The 17,632-nt window shown below is 73.5% G+C and carries 15 protein-coding genes; 11 read left to right on the top strand and 4 right to left on the bottom strand.

Annotated features, from left to right (window positions below; translation table 11 throughout):
- The first annotated feature begins 100 nt into the window (after positions 1-100).
- The 10 genes from cobI (at position 101) to ABIA33_RS13440 (ending at position 11,393) form a co-directional block, all read left to right on the top strand.
- Complete coding sequence (cobI, locus tag ABIA33_RS13485; RefSeq protein ID WP_370080959.1) at positions 101-829, top strand: precorrin-2 C(20)-methyltransferase; 729 nt, start codon at positions 101-103, stop codon at positions 827-829.
- Positions 826-1,641: a precorrin-4 C(11)-methyltransferase gene (gene cobM / locus ABIA33_RS13480; RefSeq protein WP_370080865.1), complete on the top strand. Its 816-nt coding sequence runs from the start codon at positions 826-828 to the stop codon at positions 1,639-1,641. Before cobI ends, cobM begins: the two co-directional genes overlap by 4 nt.
- Entirely contained in the window at positions 1,638-2,849 is a 1,212-nt protein-coding gene (locus ABIA33_RS13475; RefSeq protein ID WP_370080863.1) for a cobalt-precorrin-5B (C(1))-methyltransferase, read from the top strand. Before cobM ends, ABIA33_RS13475 begins: the two co-directional genes overlap by 4 nt.
- The gene (cbiE, locus tag ABIA33_RS13470; RefSeq protein WP_370080861.1) at positions 2,846-4,111 is read left to right on the top strand and encodes a precorrin-6y C5,15-methyltransferase (decarboxylating) subunit CbiE; all 1,266 of its coding nucleotides are present in this window, start codon (positions 2,846-2,848) and stop codon (positions 4,109-4,111) included. The genes ABIA33_RS13475 and cbiE overlap by 4 nt, the downstream gene beginning before the upstream one ends.
- Positions 4,108-5,820, top strand: coding sequence for a precorrin-3B C(17)-methyltransferase (gene cobJ, locus ABIA33_RS13465; protein ID WP_370080859.1), 1,713 nt, complete (start codon positions 4,108-4,110; stop codon positions 5,818-5,820). The genes cbiE and cobJ overlap by 4 nt, the downstream gene beginning before the upstream one ends.
- Positions 5,817-6,092 carry a 4Fe-4S dicluster domain-containing protein gene (locus ABIA33_RS13460; protein ID WP_370080857.1) on the top strand — a complete coding sequence of 92 codons (276 nt, stop codon included), beginning with the start codon at positions 5,817-5,819 and terminating at the stop codon, positions 6,090-6,092. The genes cobJ and ABIA33_RS13460 overlap by 4 nt, the downstream gene beginning before the upstream one ends.
- Positions 6,089-6,706 carry a precorrin-8X methylmutase gene (locus ABIA33_RS13455; RefSeq protein WP_370080855.1) on the top strand — a complete coding sequence of 206 codons (618 nt, stop codon included), beginning with the start codon at positions 6,089-6,091 and terminating at the stop codon, positions 6,704-6,706. Before ABIA33_RS13460 ends, ABIA33_RS13455 begins: the two co-directional genes overlap by 4 nt.
- Positions 6,707-6,867: 161 nt before the next feature.
- Positions 6,868-7,758 (top strand): sirohydrochlorin chelatase, encoded by an 891-nt coding sequence (locus ABIA33_RS13450; protein WP_370080957.1) that lies wholly within the window; start codon positions 6,868-6,870, stop codon positions 7,756-7,758.
- Positions 7,748-8,848: an Rv2231c family pyridoxal phosphate-dependent protein CobC gene (gene cobC, locus ABIA33_RS13445; RefSeq protein WP_370080853.1), complete on the top strand. Its 1,101-nt coding sequence runs from the start codon at positions 7,748-7,750 to the stop codon at positions 8,846-8,848. Before ABIA33_RS13450 ends, cobC begins: the two co-directional genes overlap by 11 nt.
- Before the next feature lie 103 nt (positions 8,849-8,951).
- Positions 8,952-11,393, top strand: coding sequence for a polysaccharide lyase 8 family protein (locus ABIA33_RS13440; RefSeq protein ID WP_370080851.1), 2,442 nt, complete (start codon positions 8,952-8,954; stop codon positions 11,391-11,393).
- 8 nt (positions 11,394-11,401) lie between these two features.
- On the opposite strand, the gene ABIA33_RS13435 is transcribed toward ABIA33_RS13440, so the two are convergent.
- Together ABIA33_RS13435 and ABIA33_RS13430 are read right to left on the bottom strand one after the other, a co-directional pair.
- A complete protein-coding gene (locus tag ABIA33_RS13435; RefSeq protein ID WP_370080849.1) occupies positions 11,402-12,364 on the bottom strand; it encodes an SCO1860 family LAETG-anchored protein in 963 nt (320 codons plus the stop codon).
- 198 nt (positions 12,365-12,562) lie between these two features.
- Positions 12,563-13,240, bottom strand: a complete 678-nt coding sequence (locus ABIA33_RS13430; protein WP_370080847.1) for a uracil-DNA glycosylase — start codon at positions 13,238-13,240, stop codon at positions 12,563-12,565.
- A gap of 78 nt (positions 13,241-13,318) precedes the next feature.
- Here ABIA33_RS13430 and ABIA33_RS13425 point away from each other — a divergent pair, with 78 nt between their 5' ends.
- A complete protein-coding gene (locus ABIA33_RS13425) occupies positions 13,319-14,029 on the top strand; it encodes a rhomboid-like protein (RefSeq protein ID WP_370080845.1) in 711 nt (236 codons plus the stop codon).
- Here ABIA33_RS13425 and ABIA33_RS13420 read toward each other — a convergent pair.
- Both ABIA33_RS13420 and pepN read right to left on the bottom strand, forming a co-directional pair.
- Positions 14,015-15,118, bottom strand: coding sequence for an amidohydrolase family protein (locus tag ABIA33_RS13420; RefSeq protein ID WP_370080843.1), 1,104 nt, complete (start codon positions 15,116-15,118; stop codon positions 14,015-14,017). The genes ABIA33_RS13425 and ABIA33_RS13420 overlap by 15 nt on opposite strands.
- Positions 15,115-17,604 (bottom strand): aminopeptidase N, encoded by a 2,490-nt coding sequence (pepN, locus tag ABIA33_RS13415; RefSeq protein WP_370080840.1) that lies wholly within the window; start codon positions 17,602-17,604, stop codon positions 15,115-15,117. Before pepN ends, ABIA33_RS13420 begins: the two co-directional genes overlap by 4 nt.
- Between the last annotated feature and the right edge of the window lie 28 nt (positions 17,605-17,632).

Here is a 17,632-nt window from a genome sequence, read left to right as displayed (position 1 = left end):
GCCGTCACCACGAGCCGGGGCGCGGACCCCGAGTGAGGACTGTCCCCATGCGCTGTGCCGTCGTGCCCTCCTTCCCGTTCCCCGTCCGGTGAACGGCCGGCTGACCCCGCGTCTGGTCGGCGTGGGGATGGGTCCGGGTGACCCCGAACTGGTCACGGTGAAGGCCGTGCGGGTGCTGCGCGAGGCCGACGTGGTCGTGGTGCCGGTGCTCGACAGCGGCGAGACGGGCCGCGCCGAGGCGACCGTGCTGCACCACGCGGACGCGGTCAAGATCGAGCGGGTGGTGTTCGCGCTGAACGAGCGCGAGGACCGGGCCCGGCGCGAGGCGGCCTGGGACGCCGCCGGGGCGCGCGTCGCCGAACTGCTGGGCGAGCACGGGACCGTCGCCTTCGCCACCATCGGCGACCCCAACGTCTACTCCACCTTCACCTACCTGGCGCAGACCCTCACCGCGCTGCTCCCCGACCTGCTCGTGGAGACGGTGCCCGGCATCACCGCCATGCAGGACCTCGCCGCGCGCAGCGGAACCGTCCTCGCCGAGGGCACCGAACCGCTGACACTCGTACCGGTCACCGCGGGCTCCGCGGTGCTGCGCGAGGCCCTCGCCGGTCCCGGCACCGTCGTCGCCTACAAGTTCGGACGGCTCGCGCAGCAGGTCGCGGCGGCACTGGAGCAGACCGGCCGGGCCCGGGACGCCGTCTGGGGTGCTTCGCTCGGCCTGCACGACGAGCAGATCCAGCCTGCCGGACACCCTCTGGACGGGCCGCTGCCCTACCTGTCGACCCTGATCGCACCCGCGACCCGCACCACCCGTGGAGGGAAACTGTGACCGAGCAGCAGAGCAACGGCAAGGTCACCTTCGTCGGCGCCGGCCCCGGCGCCGCCGACCTGCTGACCTTCCGCGCCGCCCGCGCCATCGCCGACGCCGACACCGTGATCTGGGCTGCCAGCCTGGTCCAGGCCGAGGTGCTCGACCACGCCCGCGCCGACGCCGAGATCCTCGACTCCTCGCTGATTCCCATGGAGGACGTGCTCGCGGTCTACGAGCGAGCTGCCGCCGAGGGCCGCCGGGTGGCCAGGATCCACTCCGGCGACCCCTCCCTCTGGGGTGCGGTGCAGGAGCAGCTGGACCGCTGCCGCGAGCTGGGCCTGGAGACGGAGATCGTCCCCGGTGTGTCGTCGTTCGCCGCCGTCGCCGCCATCGCCCAGCGGGAACTGACGATCCCCGAGGTGGCGCAGAGCGTCATCCTCACCCGCCTCGGCGGCGGCAAGACGCCCATGCCGCCCGGCGAGGAGGTGCGGGACTTCGCCCGGCACGGAACCACCATGGCGATCTTCCTGTCCGCCGCGCGGACGAAGCAGCTGGTCGAGGAGCTCACCGCCGGCGGCTACCCGCTCGACACCCCGGTCGTCATCGCCTACCAGGCCACCTGGCCGGACGAGCTGGTGCTCGAGGGGACCCTGGAGACGCTGGAGGCCACCGTCAAGGAGCACCGGCTCTGGAAGCACACGCTGTTCCTGGTCGGCCCCGCCCTCGCCGCGACCGGCACCCGCTCGCACCTCTACCACCCCGGCCACTTCCACGGCTTCCGCCGCGCCGACCCCGCCGCCCGCCGGGCGCTGCGCAGCGCCACGACGTGACCGCGGCAGGCCCCCGGCCCGAGCCCGGGCCCGATCCCCGGACCGGTCCCCAGCCGGCTCCCAGGACCGGTCCCGAGCTGCGGGAACCGGACCTCCCCCGCACAGCGAAGGTCCGCGACGGCAAGGCGCTGCGGGCCGGCTGGACCACCGGCAGTTGCGCTTCGGCGGCGGCCCGCGCGGCCGCGCTGCACCTGGTCACCGGCGAGCCGCAGTCCGTGGTCGAGGTGGCCCTGCCGTCCGGCAACCGGGTCACCTTCGCCGTCGAGCGCTGCGAGCTGCTGCGTCCCGGACGGGCGGAGGCGGTGGTCGTGAAGGATGCCGGGGACGACCCGGACGTCACCCATGGTGCGCACCTCACCGCCACGGTGGCCTGGCGCCCGGAGCCCGGGCTGATGCTGCACGGGGGTGTGGGCGTGGGTGTGGTGACCAAGCCCGGCCTCGGCCTTGAGGTCGGCGGCCCGGCGATCAACCCCGTCCCCCGCGCGATGATCACCCAGGCGGTCGGCGAGGTCGTCGACGTCGCCGTGCGCGGACTGGACGTCACCATCAGCGTCCCCGACGGCGAGCAGCGCGCCAAGAAGACCACCAACGGCAAGCTCGGCATCATCGGCGGCATCTCCATCCTGGGGACGACCGGGATCGTCCGCCCCTTCTCCACCGCCTCCTGGCGGGCCAGCGTCGAGCAGGCCGTGTCGGTGGCCGCGGCGCAGGGCGAGCGGGCGATCGTGCTGTGCACGGGCGGGCGCACCGAGAAGGGCGCGATGGAGCACATCCCCTCGCTGCCCGACGTGTGCTTCGTCGAGGTCGGCGACTTCACCGGAGCGGCGCTGCGTCGTGCGGTCCAGGGGGGCATGGAGCGGGCGGTGTTCGTAGGCATGGTCGGCAAGCTGACGAAACTCGCGGCGGGCGTGCTGATGACGCACTACACCCGCTCGAAGATCGACACCGGCGTACTGGCGTCGATCACCGCCGCTGCCGGGGCCCCGCCCGAGGTCGTCGCCGAGGTCGCCGTCGCCAACACGGCGCGGCACGCCTACGAGCTGTGGGAGGCGGCCGGGGTGCTGGTGCCCGCAGGACTGCTGCTGTGCCGCCAGGTCGCGGACGTGATGGAACAGTTCGCCGGAGGCGCGCTCACCGCCGAGGTGGCGATGGTGGACTTCACCGGCCGCCGGATCGTCGCCAGCACCGGTGGGGAGCTGCTGCCGTGACCGCACCCCCCTGGATCACCGTGCTCGGCGCCGCCCTGGCTCCCCAGCACCGCGAACTGCTCGCCCGCGCCGACCTGGTGCTGGGCGCCCGCCGCCACCTCGACGCGGCCGAGGTACCGGCCGCGAAGGCGCTCGCCCTCGGCCCGCTGGCCCCGGCGCTGGACCGGGTCGCCGAGACCGGTTCCGGAACCGTCGTGGTACTCGCCTCCGGCGACCCCGGGTTCTTCGGCATCGTCCGCGTCCTTGCCGAGCGCTTCGGCCCGGAGGCGCTGGACGTGCGGCCCGGGGTGAGCAGTGTCGCGGAGGCATTCGCACGGCTGGGACTGCCCTGGGACGACGCCGTGGTGGTCAGCGCCCACGGTCGCGATCCGCGCACGGCGTTCAACGTGTGCCGGGCGCAACGCAAGACGGCCGTGCTCACCGCGCCCGGTGCGGGTCCTGCGGAGATCGGCGCGGCGCTGCTGGCGACACCCGGCGTCGAGCGGCGGCTCGTGGTCGCCTCGGACCTGGGCAGCCCTGCGGAGCGCGTCGAGGAGGTGACGCCGCGACAGGCGGCCGGGCGGGACTGGCCGGGCGTGCATGTGGTGCTCTGCCTGGGGGCGGCCGCGGGCACTGGTGTCAGCGTCGGTGTCGGCGTCGGCGCGATGCGGTCCGTCGCGGGCGCGGCTGCGGTCGCCGAGGCCGGCTGGGGGCTGCCGGAGGACGCGTTCGCGCACCGGGACTCGCTGGTCACCAAGGCCGAGGTGCGCGCACTGGTGCTGGCTCGGCTGGGGCCGCGGCTCGGCGAACTGGTCTGGGACGTCGGCGCGGGCAGCGGCTCCGTCGCGGTCGAGTGCGCGCGGCTGGGAGCGGCCGTGGTCGCGGTGGAGCGCGCGGAGGACGGCGTGGAACGCGTGCGTGCCAACGCGGCGGCGCACGGCGTGGATGTGAGCGTCGTCCACGGCAGCGCCCCCGACGCGCTGGACGAACTGCCCGAGCCTGACGCCGTGTTCGTCGGCGGCGGCGGGGCCGACCTGCCCGCCGTCGTCGCCGCCTGCGCACGGCGTGCCCGCCGCACGGTCGTGGTCACGCTGGTCGCGCTCGACCGGGTGCCCGCCGTCCAGGCGGCACTGCTCGCGGCCGGATTCACCGCCGAGGGCGTGCAGTTGCAGGCGTCGCGCCTCGCGCCGCTGCCCGGCGGGGTCACCCGCCTCGCCGCCACCAACCCCGTTTTCGTGCTCTGGGGAACCAGGGCCGCCACTACGTCAGGAGCACCATCGTGATCGGCCTGATCGCCGCCACCGCCGCAGGCCGCCAGGCCGCCGCTCAGCTCGCCGAGGCACTGGGCGACTGCCGCCTGTACCAGGAGGGCCCGGTCGGGGCCGCCGTACGGAAGGCATGGGCCGAGTGCGAGCAGTTGGTGTGCTTCCTGGCGACGGGGGCGACGGTGCGGCTGGTCGCACCGCTGCTGGCCGACAAGCACAGCGACCCCGGGGTGGTGTGCGTCGACGAGGCGCGGCGCTTCGCGGTGGCCCTCGTCGGCGGGCACGACGGCGGGGCGAACGCGCTCGCGGACCGGGTGGCCGAGGCGCTGGAGGCGCAGCCGGTGGTGACCACGGCGACCGACGCGGTCGGCGTACCGGGCCTGGACACGCTCGGCTGGCACGTGGAGGGCGACGTCGCGGCGGTCAGCCGGGCCGTGCTCGACGGTCTGCCCGTGCGGCTGAGCGCGGACGCCGTGCACCCGCTGCCGGCACTGCCGGAGAACGTACGGACGGACGTACGGACGGACGTACCGGGGAACCCGCCGACCGTCGTCGTCAGCGACCGGCTGCGGCAGCCTGCGACTGACGCGCCGACGGTCACCCTGCGGCCGCGCAGCCTGGTCGTCGGGGTGGGGGCGAGCCGGGGCGCGTCAGCCGAGGAGATCCTCGGGCTGGTCAGGGAGACGCTGGCCGAGGCCGGCCTGAGCGAGCACTCGCTCAGCCGTCTGGCCACCGTGGACGCCAAGGCCGACGAGCCGGGGCTGCTGGAAGCCGCCCGCGTGCTGGGCGTCGCGCTGGTGACGTTCAGCGCGGAGGAGCTGGCGGCCGTCGACGTGCCCAATCCCTCGGCCGCGCCGCTGGCCGCCGTCGGCACGCCGAGCGTGGCCGAGGCGGCGGCGCTGCTGGAGGGCGGCGAACTGCTGGTCCCCAAGCGGAAGTCCGCGCCGGAGGGCCGCGCGGCGATGTGCACGGTCGCCGTCGCACGGAGCCGCCCGCGCGGACGGCTCGCTGTGGTCGGACTCGGCCCTGGCGCGCGTGACCTGCTCACCCCTCGGGCCCGCGAAGAGCTGCGCCGGGCGTCGATCATCGTCGGCCTGGACCAGTACGTCGACCAGATCCGCGACCTGCTGCGCCCCGGCACCCGGATCGAGGCCACCGGCCTCGGCGCGGAGGAGGAGCGCGCGCGCAGCGCGGTGCGCCTCGCGGAGCAGGGCCACGCGGTGGCGCTGATCGGCAGCGGGGACGCCGGCGTCTACGCGATGGCGTCCCCGGCCCTGGCCGAGGCGGGCACGGACATCGACGTCGTCGGCGTGCCCGGGGTGACGGCGGCGCTGGCGGCCGCCGCGCTGCTCGGCGCGCCGCTGGGCCACGACCATGTCTCCATCAGCCTGTCCGACCTGCACACCCCGTGGGAGGTGATCGAGCGCCGGGTGCGTGCCGTCGCCGAGTCCGACATCGTCGTCACCTTCTACAACCCGCGCAGCCGCGGCCGCGACTGGCAGCTGCCCAAGGCACTCAGCCTGCTGGCGGAGCACCGCGACCCGAACACCCCGGTCGGCGTCGCGCACTCCATCTCCCGCCCCGATGAGTGGCACACCGTCACCACGCTGGCCGAACTCGACGTCACCACGGTCGACATGACGACCGTCGTCGTGGTCGGCAACACCGCCTCGCGACAGGTGGCGGGCCGGATGGTCACCCCGCGCGGATACCGGTGGCAGGTGTGAGCCCGCTCGCGGCGGTAGCCGTGTCCACGCGCTGCCAGGGGTGCGGTGCCTGCCTGCTGACCTGCCCCACCCACGCGATCCGGCCAATCCCGCACGAGGTCGGCGGCGTGCCGCTGCTCGTCCTCGACGCCGCCTGCACCGGCTGCCTGGAGTGCGTGGATGTCTGTCCGGTGGACGCCATCGACATCATCACTCGCCTGAGCGACAGCGACGACATGAACGACAGCAACGACACCAGCGGCTTCGATCCGGCTACGGAGGAACGATCATGACCGGGCGTCAGGTCCACCCGATCGAGCAGGAGTCCTACCGCCGACTGCGCGCCCGCGCCGACACGAGCCACCTCCCGCCGCTCACCCGCGCCGTCGCCGAGCGGGTCGTCCACTCCAGCGCGGACCTGGACTACCTCGACGACCTGGTGATCGCCGACGAGGCCGTGCTGCGCGCGGCGGCCGACGCCCTGGCTGCGGGCGCACCGCTGGTCGCCGACGTGGAGATGGTCGCCGCCGGGATCACCGCCCGGCGGGCGCTGTGCAGGGTCCGGGACGCCAAGGGCGATCCGGAGACGGGCCTGACCCGCTCCGCGGCCGCGATCCGGATGGCCCTGGACGAGGTCGGCCACGGCGCGGTCTGGGTCATCGGCTGCGCCCCGACCGCGCTGGAGGAACTGCTGCTGCTGGACGCCCGCCCCGCCCTGGTCATCGGCCTGCCGGTGGGCTTCGTCGGCGCGGCCGAGTCCAAGGCCGCGCTGCGCGCCTCGGGCCTCCCGGCCGTCAGCAACATCTCCGAGAAGGGCGGTTCGGCCGTCGCCGCTGCCGCCGCCAACGCCCTGCTCTACCCCGACCTCTACTCCCACCCCGACCGCTACTCCCAGGAGTCCCTGTGAACGCCCGCCCGTCGCCCGACCACCACCCCCAAGGGAATCACTACGCTCCCACCCCTCTCCCGTCGCCCGACCACCACCCCCAAGGGAATCGCTACGCTCCCACCCCTCTCCCGTCGCCCGACCACCACCCCCAAGGGAATCGCTACGCTCTCGCCCCGGCTCTGCTCATCGTCGGCCACGGCACCCGCGACGAGGCCGGCGCCGAGGCGTTCCGCCAGTTCGTCGCCGGGCTGAGCGACCGCCTTCCCGACACGCCCGTCGGCGGCGGCTTCATCGAGCTGTCCCCGCCGCCGCTCGCCGACGCCGTCAGTGAGCTGGTCGCTGCCGGGGCGAAGCGCTTCGCGGCGGTCCCGCTGGTCCTGGTGTCGGCCGGTCACGCCAAGGGCGACATCCCGGCCGCCCTGGTCCGGGAGCGCGAACGCCACCCCGGCACCTCCTTCTCCTACGGACGTCCGCTCGGGCCGCATCCGAGCCTGCTGACCGTCCTGGAGCGGCGCCTTGACGAGGTGCTGCCGCGCGAGGAGCGCGCCGGGACCACCGTGCTGCTGGTGGGCCGGGGCTCGACCGACCCCGACGCCAATGCCGAGGTGGTCAAGGTCGCGCGGCTGCTGTGGGAGGGCCGGGGCCTGGACGGGGTCGAGACCGCGTTCGTCTCGCTCGCCGCACCTGACGTGCCGTCGGGCCTGGAGCGCTGCCGCAGGCTCGGCGCGAAGCGCGTCGTCGTGCTGCCCTACTTCCTGTTCACGGGCATCCTGCCGGACCGCGTCGAGCGGCAGACCGCCGACTGGGCCGCCGAGCACCCCGAGCTGGACGTGCGGCAGGCCGCAGTGATGGGCGCGACGGAGGAACTCGCCGAACTCGTTCTGGCCCGCTACCACGAGGCCCTGGCCGGGGACCTGCGGATGAACTGCGACACCTGCGTCTACCGCATCGCGATGCCCGGCTTCGAGGACCGGGTCGGCGCCGCGCAGCGCCCGCACCACCACCCCGACGACCCCGCGCACGGCCACGGCCACGGCCACCACCACGGCTCGCACTCCCATGTCCACTGAACCCGACTTGACCCAGCCGGACCAGTTCGCCGACCGGGACCAGTTCACCGACCGGGACCGGTCCACCGAGCCGGACCTGCGCCACCACGGCGACACCGAGGTCGGCGGCGGCCTGGTCGACCTCGCCGTGAACGTACGGGCGGGCACGCCCCCCGCCTGGCTCCGCTCGTTGCTGGCGACCACTCTCGCCGACCTGGCCGCCTACCCGGACGGCCTCGCCGCCCGCGCCACCGTCGCCCGCCGCCACGGCCGACCGGCGGCGGAGGTGCTGCTGACGTCGGGTGCGGCGGAAGCGTTCGTGCTGCTGGCCCGCACCCTGCGGCCGCGTCGCCCGCTGGTGGTGCACCCTCAGTTCACCGAGCCCGAAGCGGCGTTGCGCGACGCCGGACACCCGGTCGAGCGACTGCTGCTGCGTCCCGAGGACGGATTCAGACTCGACCCCTCGGCCGTGCCGGCCGACGCCGACCTGGTGGTGATCGGGAACCCCACCAACCCGACCTCGGTGCTGCATCCCGCCGTTGACCTCGCCGCGCTGGCCCGGCCGGGGCGGACCCTGGTCGTCGACGAGGCGTTCGCGGACACCGTCCCCGGCGAAGCGGAGAGCCTGGCCGGCCGCGGCGACCTGCCGGGCCTGGTCGTGCTGCGCAGCCTGACCAAGACCTGGGGGCTGGCCGGCCTTCGGATCGGTTACGTGCTGGCCGCCGCCGACACGGTCGCGTCGCTCGCGGCCGCGCAGCCGCTGTGGCCGGTGTCGAGTCCGGCGCTGGTCGCCGCCGAGGCCTGCAGCTCGCCCGACGCGCTGGCGGAGGCGGAGGCCGCCGCCCTCGCCACCGCCGAGGACCGCGCGTACCTGCTGTCACGGCTGGCCGGACTGCCCGGTATCCGGACCTACGGTCAGCCCGCCGCATCCTTCGTACTCGTACACGTCCCACACGCGGACGCGGTCAGGGAGCGTCTCCGCAGCCTCGGTTTCGCGGTTCGCCGCGGGGACACCTTCCCTGGTCTGGGCCCCGACTGGCTACGAATCGCGGTGCGCGACAAGGCGACGGTGGACGCCTTCTGCGAGGCGCTGGCGACAGTCCTCCAATGATCCGACGACGTTCACATCCTTGAACTTTGTCCAGCATCTTGACTAGAGTCCCGCCCTGGCCGTGTCATGTCTTCACCTGACCCCACCTCAAGCGAGGCACGCCATGGACGACAGCACGCCCCTGACCGCACCGCTGCGCCGCCGCCACTTCCTCGGTGCGGGCGCCGCCGTGACCGGCGCCGCACTGATCGGCGTAGGCGGCTCCACCGCGACCGCCCATGCCGCCGCCGCTACCGCGAGCGCTGCGCCCGACACCTTCGACCAGTTGCGCGGCGTCTGGTCCGACATCCTCACCGGCGGCAGCGCGGTCAACCCGGCCGACCCGGACTACGCGACGGCCATCGCCACCATCGACGCCATCGCCGCAGCCGCCATCGCCCGCTACGACAACTCCGCCACCCCCGCCTCCGTCTACACGGACCTGCCGTTCACCCACGTGGAGAACGGCAGCGGGACCTACTACCGGATCAGGGACACGGCCATCGCCTGGGCCACCCCGGGCTCGACGTACCATCAGGACCCGGCCGTCGCCGCGAAGCTGGTCTCCGCTCTCGCCCTGATCGGCTCCGCGTACTACAACCCGAGCTCGCCCGAGGTCGGCAACTGGTACCACTGGGAGATCGGCGCGCCGCAGGCCCTGGTCAACGCCTGCGCCGTGCTCGGCAGCCTGGTCCCCGCGGCCGACCTGGCCTCCTACCTCACCACCGTCGCCCACTTCGTGCCCGACCCCACCCACCAGCAGCAGGGCACCGTGGTCACCACCGGAGCCAACCGCTCCGACATGTGCCAGATCACCATCCTCCGGGGCATCCTCGCCAAGGACCCCACCCTGATCGCCCTCGGCCGCGACAAGCTCTCCGACATCTATCCGTATGTGACCACCTCGGACGGCTACTACCGCGACGGCGGCTACATCCAGCACGGCACCATCCCCTACAACGGCCACTACTCCTACGTCCTGCTCAACGACCTCAGTCAGCTCTCGCTGCTGCTGAACGGTTCCAGTTGGCCGATCAACGACCCGAACTTCTCGGTGATCCTGGACGCGGTCGACCTCACCTACGCGCCGTTCATGTACGACGGCCTGGTCATGGACGTGGTCAGGGGCCGCTTCCTGTCCCGGCAGGGCGAGACCGACCACGACGCCGGGCACGCCATCACGGAGGCCGTCTGCCGGCTCATCCCGGTGGGCTCCCGGACCCAGCAGAAGCGCTGGAAGGCCCTGGTCAAGGGCTGGGTGGAGCGGGAGACCTTCGCCCCCATCGCCGCCAGCGCCACACCCGCCCGGATGGCCCTGGTCAAGTCTGTCGTGGACGACCCCCTGGTCCACGCCGCCGAGCAGAGCAACGGCCACATCCAGCAGCCTTCCATAGAACGCGTGGTGCACTGCCGCGACGGCTGGGCCTGGACGGTCGGGCTGTCCAGCAGCCGCATCGCCCGGCTCGAGGCCATCAACGGCGAGAACCAGCGCGGGTGGCACACCGGCGACGGCGCGACGTACCTCTACAACCGCGACAACGGCCACTACACCGACGCCTACTGGCCCACCGTCGACTGCACCCGGCTGCCCGGCGTCACCGCCGACACCCTGCCGCTCGCCCCGAGCGCGGGCACCGGCACGCTGCCGCCGACGACCTGGTCCGGCGGCGCGGTGCTGGACGGCAGCTGGGGTGCGGTCGGGCTGGACCTCGTGCCGTTCGGGTCCCCGCTGCGGGCGAAGAAGTCCTGGTTCTGCCTCGACGACGCCGTGGTGGCGCTGGGCGCGGGCATCACCGGCAGTAGCGGCCACACCGTCGAGACCACGATCGAGAACCGCAACCTGCATTCCACCGGGACCAACCAGCTGACCGTCAACGGTCTCGCGCAGCCGTCCACCGCGGGTTGGAGTGGCAGCTTCCCGGGGTCGGGCTGGGCGCATCTGGAGGGCGTCGGCGGCTACCTGCTCCCCGCCGGCGGCGCTGCGGGCGCGGTCACACTGCGGGCCCTGCGGGAGCAGCGCACCGGCACCTGGGCCGCGATCGACAGCGGCCCAAGCACCGGCGGCACCAGCACCCCCTACACCAACACCTACGCCACGCTCTGGCTCGACCACGGCGTGGACCCCAGCGGAGGCAGCTACGTCTACCTGCTGCTGCCGGGCGCGTCGGTACGGGACACCGCCCACAGGGCGGCCCACCCCGATGTCACCGTCCTGGCCAACACCCCCTCACTGCAGGCGATCCACTCCGCCAAGGCGTCGCTCACGGCCGCCAACTTCTTCACCGGCGGCGCCCTCCCCACCGTGGGCGCGGCCGGGGTGGCCGTGAGCGGCCCGGCCTCCGTGCTGATCCACGAGGAGGCCGACCGGCTGATCCTGGCCGTCAGCGACCCGACCTGCACGCAGACCTCACTGACCGTCAACATCACCGGCTCGGTCCGCTACCGCCGGGGGTTCAGCGACGACCCGGGCGTCAGGGTCGACCTGAGCGGCCCCTCCCCGGTCGTGACCGTCGATCTCACCCAGGACCTGCCCGGTGTCTCGCGGACGGTCCGGCTCATCCGGTAGCCGGCGGCCTAGGAGCGCCGTCGCCGCGCCAGGACGAGCGCAGCCGCACCCGCTCCGAGCAGCAGCAGCGCCGCTCCGGCGATCAGCGGGGTGGCGCTGCCGCCGCCGGTCACGGCGAGATCGGTGGTGGCGGGAGCCGGTGACGGCGAGGCGGCACCCGACGTCACCGAGGCCGGGACGGCAGGCGCCGACGCGGAGGCATCGGCAGATGCGGAGGAGGAAGCCGCGCCGCCTGCGCTCGCACTCGGCGACGGCAGGGCCGAGCTGTCGTCAGCGGCCTTGCTGCAGCCGACCACCGCCAGCTCGATCGAGCCGGTGACCTTGGCGACGTTCAGGCTCAGCGGGTTGACGGTGACGCTGAGCTCCAGCGCCGTGGCCGCGGCCGTGGTGGAGGTCAGCGTCTTCTTCGACAACTCCAGGTCCACCACCCCGACGCCCGGCACCGCCACATGGGTCGGGCCGCCCGCGCTCAGGGACACCGCCACACCGAGCACCCGCAGCTGCCCCAGCACGTTGACCTCGGCGGTCGGTCGGCCGTGCGCCGGGCAGTCGGCCCTGGCGCTGACCTCCTTCAGCCCGAGCACGTCCCGCAGGAGCAGCCCCGGCACCTGGACCCGCGCGGTGACCAGGTCGACCTCGGCGTGCGAGCCGTGCGCGTCGGCGCTGGCGGAACTGTGGCCCAGGACGGCCTCGACCAGGGTCTGCGGAACGCCGCCCTGGACCCCCTGCACGCTGGTCCTCAGTACCGCGCCCTCCGCGCTGTCCGGCGCGTGGATCGCGTTGAGGCTGACGTCGACCGGGATGTCCACGGCGCCGGTCAGCAGCCGGACGTCCAGGCCCAGCCGCGCGGTGGTGGCGGAGGCCGTGCCGATCCGCTGCCCGTCGGCGTGCGCCGGAGCGGCGGCGGCAGCGAGAACGGAGACGGCGGCTAACGCACCCAGGGCGGCGGCCGGACGACGGATGGCAAGCATGAGTGAACCCCCACGAGTGGCTGTACGCACAGGTATGCGATGGAATCCGGCCGGGCGCTCACCCCCTGGTACCGGAGCGCCCGTACGTGATCTCGGATGGGACCCATCCTTGCGAACCATGCGTCACTCCGGCAGCACAGAGAGTCAGTTCACCCGAACGAGTGACGCACCCTCAGGAGACGTACCAGCCACCGCTGTTCAGGGCAGACGCCAGTCAATCGGCTGCGCGCCCTGGCGTACCAGCAGCTCATTGGCGCGGCTGAACGGCCGCGAGCCGAAGAACCCCCGGTCCGCCGACATCGGGCTGGGGTGCGCGGATTCCAGGCACGGCGCGGGGCCGAGCAGCGGGCGCAGGTTCCTGGCGTCGCGCCCCCACAGGATCGCGACCAGGGCCGGACCGCGCGCCACCAGGGCCCGGATCGCCTGCTCGGTGACCGCCTCCCAGCCCTTGCCGCGGTGCGCGGCGGGCTGACGCGGCACCGTGGTCAGCGCGCGGTTCAGCAGCAGCACGCCCTGCTCCGTCCACGGCGTCAGATCACCGCTGCCGGGCGCGGGGAGTCCCAGGTCCTGCTGGTACTCCTGGTAGATGTTGACCAGGCTCCCAGGCAGCGGCCGCACCTCCGCGCCGACCGAGAAGCTCAGCCCGACGGCGTGCCCCGGCGTCGGGTAGGGATCCTGACCCACGATCAGCACCCGCACCTCGTCGAAGGGCTGCTGGAACGCCCGCAGCACCTGCGGCCCCGGCGGCAGGTAGCTGCGCCCGGCGGCGATCTCGGCACGCAGGAAGTCACCCATCGCGGCGACCTGCCCGGCGACGGGCTCCAGGGCCTTGGCCCAGCCGGGTTCGACGATCTCGTGCAAGGGACGTGCGGCCATGGTCCGTCACTCTAACGCCACACGCGCCCCTCGCTCCACGTGAAGGACATTAGCTACCAACAGCGACAGAATCACCCCATGAACGCGCCGCCCGTCCACCCGTCCCCCCATCGGCTGCGCCGGCTGGTCACCGCCGTCTGGGACTACGTCCGCCGCGCTCCCGGCACGTTCGTCTGGCTGCTCGCGCTGCTCGCCAGCACCCTCGTGATCGACCACATCGACCCGGGAACCCGCGACGAGTTCCTGCGCCAGCGCTCCACCAACCTGCACGAACTGGCCACCAGGCCGGTGCGGGTGCTGTTCGCCAGCGCCTTCTGGCTCGACGGCGGCGGCTGGATCGGCTACGTCCTGCTGTACAACATCTTCCAGGTCCCCGCCGAGCGCTGGCTCGGCACCCTGCGCTGGCTGGGTGTCGTGGCCATCGCCCACGTCGGCGCCACCTACCTCAGCGAGGGCGTGCTCTACTGGGCGATCCGGCACGGCCGCGCGCCCGCCTCCGCTGTCAACACCCTCGACGTGGGCGTCAGTTACGCCCTCGCCGGGGTGCAGGCAGTGCTCGTCTACCGCATCGCCAAGCCCTGGTGCTACCTCTACCTGGCCGCCGTCCTGCTCTGGTACGGCTCAGCCATGGTCCACGGGCGTTCCTTCACCGACGTCGGCCACCTCTCCGCCGCCCTGCTCGGCCTCGCCTGCTACCCGCTCACCCGGGGGCGCGGCGAACCCTGGAACCCGGCCACCTGGCTCCGCTCGCTGGGCGTCCGACTACACCACCGACTACGCCACGACTGACCCGCGCATCACGATGCAGCGCGGGTCGGCGAGGACCCGCACGTCCTGGCGCGGGTCCTCGGTGTAGACGACGAGATCGGCCGACGCACCCTCGGCGAGCCCCGGGCGCCCCAGCCACTCCCGCGCCGCCCAGGTCGTCGCCGACAGCGCGGCCAGCGGCGGCAGCCCGGCCCGGACCAGCTCGGCGACCTCGGCGGCGACCAGCCCGTGCGCCAGCGAGCCGCCCGCGTCCGTGCCGACGAACACCGGGACGCCCGCCTCGGAGGCCGCCGCGACGGTGGCGTAGCGACGCTCGTGCAGCGCCCGCATGTGGGCCGCGTAGTCCGGGAAGCGGGCCTCGGCCGAGGTCGCGATACCCGGGAAGGTCGCGATGTTGACCAGCGTGGGGACGATCGCGACACCCCGCTCCGCGAACAGCGGGACGGTCTCCTCGGTCAGCCCGGTCGCGTGCTCCACACAGTCGATCCCGGCCTCCACCAGATCCGCCAGCGAGTCCTCACTGAAGCAGTGCGCGGTGACCCGCGCGCCCTCCGCGTGCGCTGCCGCCATCGCCTCGTCCAGCGCCCAGCGCGGCCAGCACGGGCCCAGATCGCCGGACTCCCGGTCGATCCAGTCGCCGACGAGCTTGACCCAGCCGTCGCCGCGCCGGGCCTCCCGGCGGACGTAGGCGGCCAGGTCGCCGGGCTCGATCTCGTGTGCGTAGTTGCGGATGTATCGGCGGGTGCGGGCGATGTGGCGGCCTGCCCGGATGATCCGGGGCAGGTCGGCCCGGTCGTCCACCCAGCGGGTGTCGGCCGCGGAGCCCGCGTCGCGCAGCAGCAGCGTCCCGGCGTCACGGTCCGTCAGCGCCTGCTTCTCGCTGGTGGCGTCGTCGACCGCGCCGTGCGCGTCCAGGCCGACGTGACAGTGCGCGTCGACCAGGCCCGGTAGCGCCCAGCCCTCCACCGTCCGGACGTCGCGCGCGCCGCTCGGCCGCTCGTAGGTCACCCGCCCGTCGAGGACCCACAGTTCGTCCCGCACGTCCTCGGGACCGACCAGGACCCGGCCCTTCACCCGCAGCACTCCCTCGGCGGCCCGGCCGCCGGTCACTTCGCCGCCTCCCGCGCCCGGACCGCCCGGCGCAGATCGTCCACCTGGTCCGCGAGGGCCCGGCGCAGGGCCGCGGTGAGGTCCGTCCGCTCCAGACACGCCTCCGCTGCCCGGATCGTCTCCGGGGTGGCGTCGAACGCCGGGAAGCCGAAGCGTCCCAGCAGCCGTCCCACCGCCGGGCCGCGCCGCTCCGCCGTCGCGACCACGGCCTCGAAGTAGGCCTGCGCGCGGTCGGCGAGCAGTTCGGCCTGCTCGGGCTGCCAGAAGCCCTGTGCAGTGGCGGCGATCAGGTAGTTGGACAGGTCGCTGTGGAACAGCGCCGCCCACGCCGAGTCCTTCGCCGCCGGGTCGGGCAGCGCGGCCCGGCACCTCGCCGCGCCCTCCTGGCCGCTGGCGCTGGTGTCGCGGGCCAGCTCGGCGGCGATATCGTCCTCGCCGGCCTCGCCGAGCACGCAGAGCCGCAGCAGCAGCTGCCAGCTCAGCTCCGGGTCGAGCACCGGACCTCCGGGAACGCCGCCCTCGTCGCGCCATGACTGCAGCTCGGCGAGCTCGGCGGGGGTGGACGAGGCGGCGATGAGGCCGCGCACGGCGAGCAGCCGCAGCCCTGACTCGTCGGGGCCGCCCTCGGTACGCCGCAGCAGATCCCGACCCACCGTGGCCAGCACCTCCAGGGCCGCCGGCCGCCGGGCCGGGGGCAGGTACTGGTCGGCGACGACGTTCCTGGCGAAGCCCAGCACCGACTGCACCAGGTGCGCCGAGGTCTCGTTCGGCAGGTGCGCCTCGACCAGTTCCAGGTACTCGCCCGCGCCCAGCTCCCCGTCCCGCACCATGTCCCGGGCGGCGTTCCAGAGCACGGCTCTGGCCAGCTCCTCGGGGACACCGCCGAGCGACTCGCTGACGGTCCGCCAGGAACGTTCGTCGAAGCGGATCTTGACGAATCCCAGGTCGGTGTCGTTGAGCAGCAGCAGGTCCGGGTCGCCGCCCGCCGACAGTTCCTCGGTCTGCTCGGGTTCGGGCGCAAGGTCGACCGGCCGCCGGCCGCGCAGCGCCAGCTGCCCGTCCGCGGTGCGCTCGTAGGCCGCGGCGGTGATCAGGTGCGGTCGGAGTTCGCCGCCGGCCGAGGTGTGCAGGATGCGGTCGCCGTCCACCCGCAGGGTGTCCACCCCAGTTGTGCGCAGCCAGCGTTCCGCCCAGCTGTGCACGTCCCGGCCGCTGCTCGCCGCCAGCGCCTCCAGCAGGTCGGCCAGCGCCGCGTTCCCGTAGGCGTGCTGCTCGAAGTAGGCGTTGACGCCCTTGAAGAAGGCCTCCTCTCCCAGCCAGGCGACGAGTTGACGCAGCGCGGAGGCGCCCTTGGAGTAGGAGATGCCGTCGAAGTTCTGCAGCGCCTCGGCCGTGTCGCCGACGGCCTCCGGCGCGACCGGATGCGTCGAGGGACGTTGGTCAGCGTCATAGCCCCAGGCCTTCCGGGCGGCGGCGAAGCCGGTCCAGGCCCCGGCGAAGCGGGTGGACTCCGACACCACCTGGTAGGCCAGGTACTCGGCGAAGGACTCGTTCAGCCACAGGTCGTCCCACCAGCGCATGGTGACGAGGTCGCCGAACCACATGTGGGCCATCTCGTGGGCGACCACAATCGCGCGCTCCTCGCGCTCGGTGTCGGTCACCGCCGAGCGGAACACGAACTCGTCCCGGAAGGTCACGCATCCCGGGTTCTCCATCGCCCCGGCGTTGAACTCGGGCACGAAGCACTGGTCGTAGGAGTCGAACGGGTACCGCTGCTCAAACACCCGGTGGTAGTGGTCAAAGCTGCGCCGCGTGGTGTCGAGGATCTCCTCGGCGTCCTCCTCCAGATGGGCGGCGAGCGAGCGGCGGCAGTGGAGTCCGAGCGGGATTCCGTCGTGCTCGGAGAGCACCGAGTACAGCGGCCCGGCGACGACGGCGACCAGGTAGTTGCTGATGGGCGGCGTGGGCGCGAAGGTCCAACGGCCGGCCTGCTGCTGCGTGGCCCGGCTGTTGCCGACGACGGTCCACCCCTCGGGGGCGGTCACGCTCACCTCGTAGGCGCACTTCAGGTCGGGCTGGTCGAAGCTCGCGAAGAAGCGCGGGCCGTCGTCCAGGAACGCCTGCGTGTAGGCGTACACCTCACCGTCGGCGGGATCGGTGAAGCGGTGCATCCCCTCGCCGGTCTGGGAGTAGGCCATGTCGGCCTCGACCAGCAGCTCGTTCTCGGCGGCGAGGCCGGTCAGCGGCAGCCGCCCGTCCTCCAGCTCGGCCGGGTCGAGCTCGCGTCCGTTCAGCACGGCCCGGCGCAGCTGGGCGGGTTTGACGTCGACGAAAGTGCTCGACCCGGGACTGGTGCAGCTGAACCGGATCCGCGTGACGGAGCCGAAGACCTCGTCCCCCCGGGTGAGATCCAGATCGACGGTGCTGCTGCGTACGTCCAGCAGGTGGCGGCGTGCGACGGCTTCGGCGCGAGTCAGTGCAGGCATGGGGATCATGCTGCCACTCGCTCGCCCA

Origin of the sequence: Streptacidiphilus sp. MAP12-16 (genome assembly GCF_041262165.1) — a bacterium.
In the GTDB taxonomy this organism is placed as follows: domain Bacteria; phylum Actinomycetota; class Actinomycetes; order Streptomycetales; family Streptomycetaceae; genus Streptacidiphilus.
Note: the sequence above shows the minus strand (reverse complement) of the source record. Positions and strands in the feature narration are given on the sequence as shown.

What these genes read in the sequence shown, in the direction of transcription:
- ABIA33_RS13455 (WP_370080855.1), top strand. Translation starts at nt 6,089, where the DNA reads ATGACCGGGCGTCAGGTCCACCCGATCGAGCAGGAGTCCTACCGCCGA.
- ABIA33_RS13440 (WP_370080851.1), top strand. Translation starts at nt 8,952, where the DNA reads ATGGACGACAGCACGCCCCTGACCGCACCGCTGCGCCGCCGCCACTTC.
- pepN (WP_370080840.1), bottom strand. Translation starts at nt 17,604, where the DNA reads ATGCCTGCACTGACTCGCGCCGAAGCCGTCGCACGCCGCCACCTGCTG.
- ABIA33_RS13430 (WP_370080847.1), bottom strand. Translation starts at nt 13,240, where the DNA reads ATGGCCGCACGTCCCTTGCACGAGATCGTCGAACCCGGCTGGGCCAAG.
- ABIA33_RS13435 (WP_370080849.1), bottom strand. Translation starts at nt 12,364, where the DNA reads ATGCTTGCCATCCGTCGTCCGGCCGCCGCCCTGGGTGCGTTAGCCGCC.
- cobC (WP_370080853.1), top strand. Translation starts at nt 7,748, where the DNA reads ATGTCCACTGAACCCGACTTGACCCAGCCGGACCAGTTCGCCGACCGG.
- ABIA33_RS13425 (WP_370080845.1), top strand. Translation starts at nt 13,319, where the DNA reads ATGAACGCGCCGCCCGTCCACCCGTCCCCCCATCGGCTGCGCCGGCTG.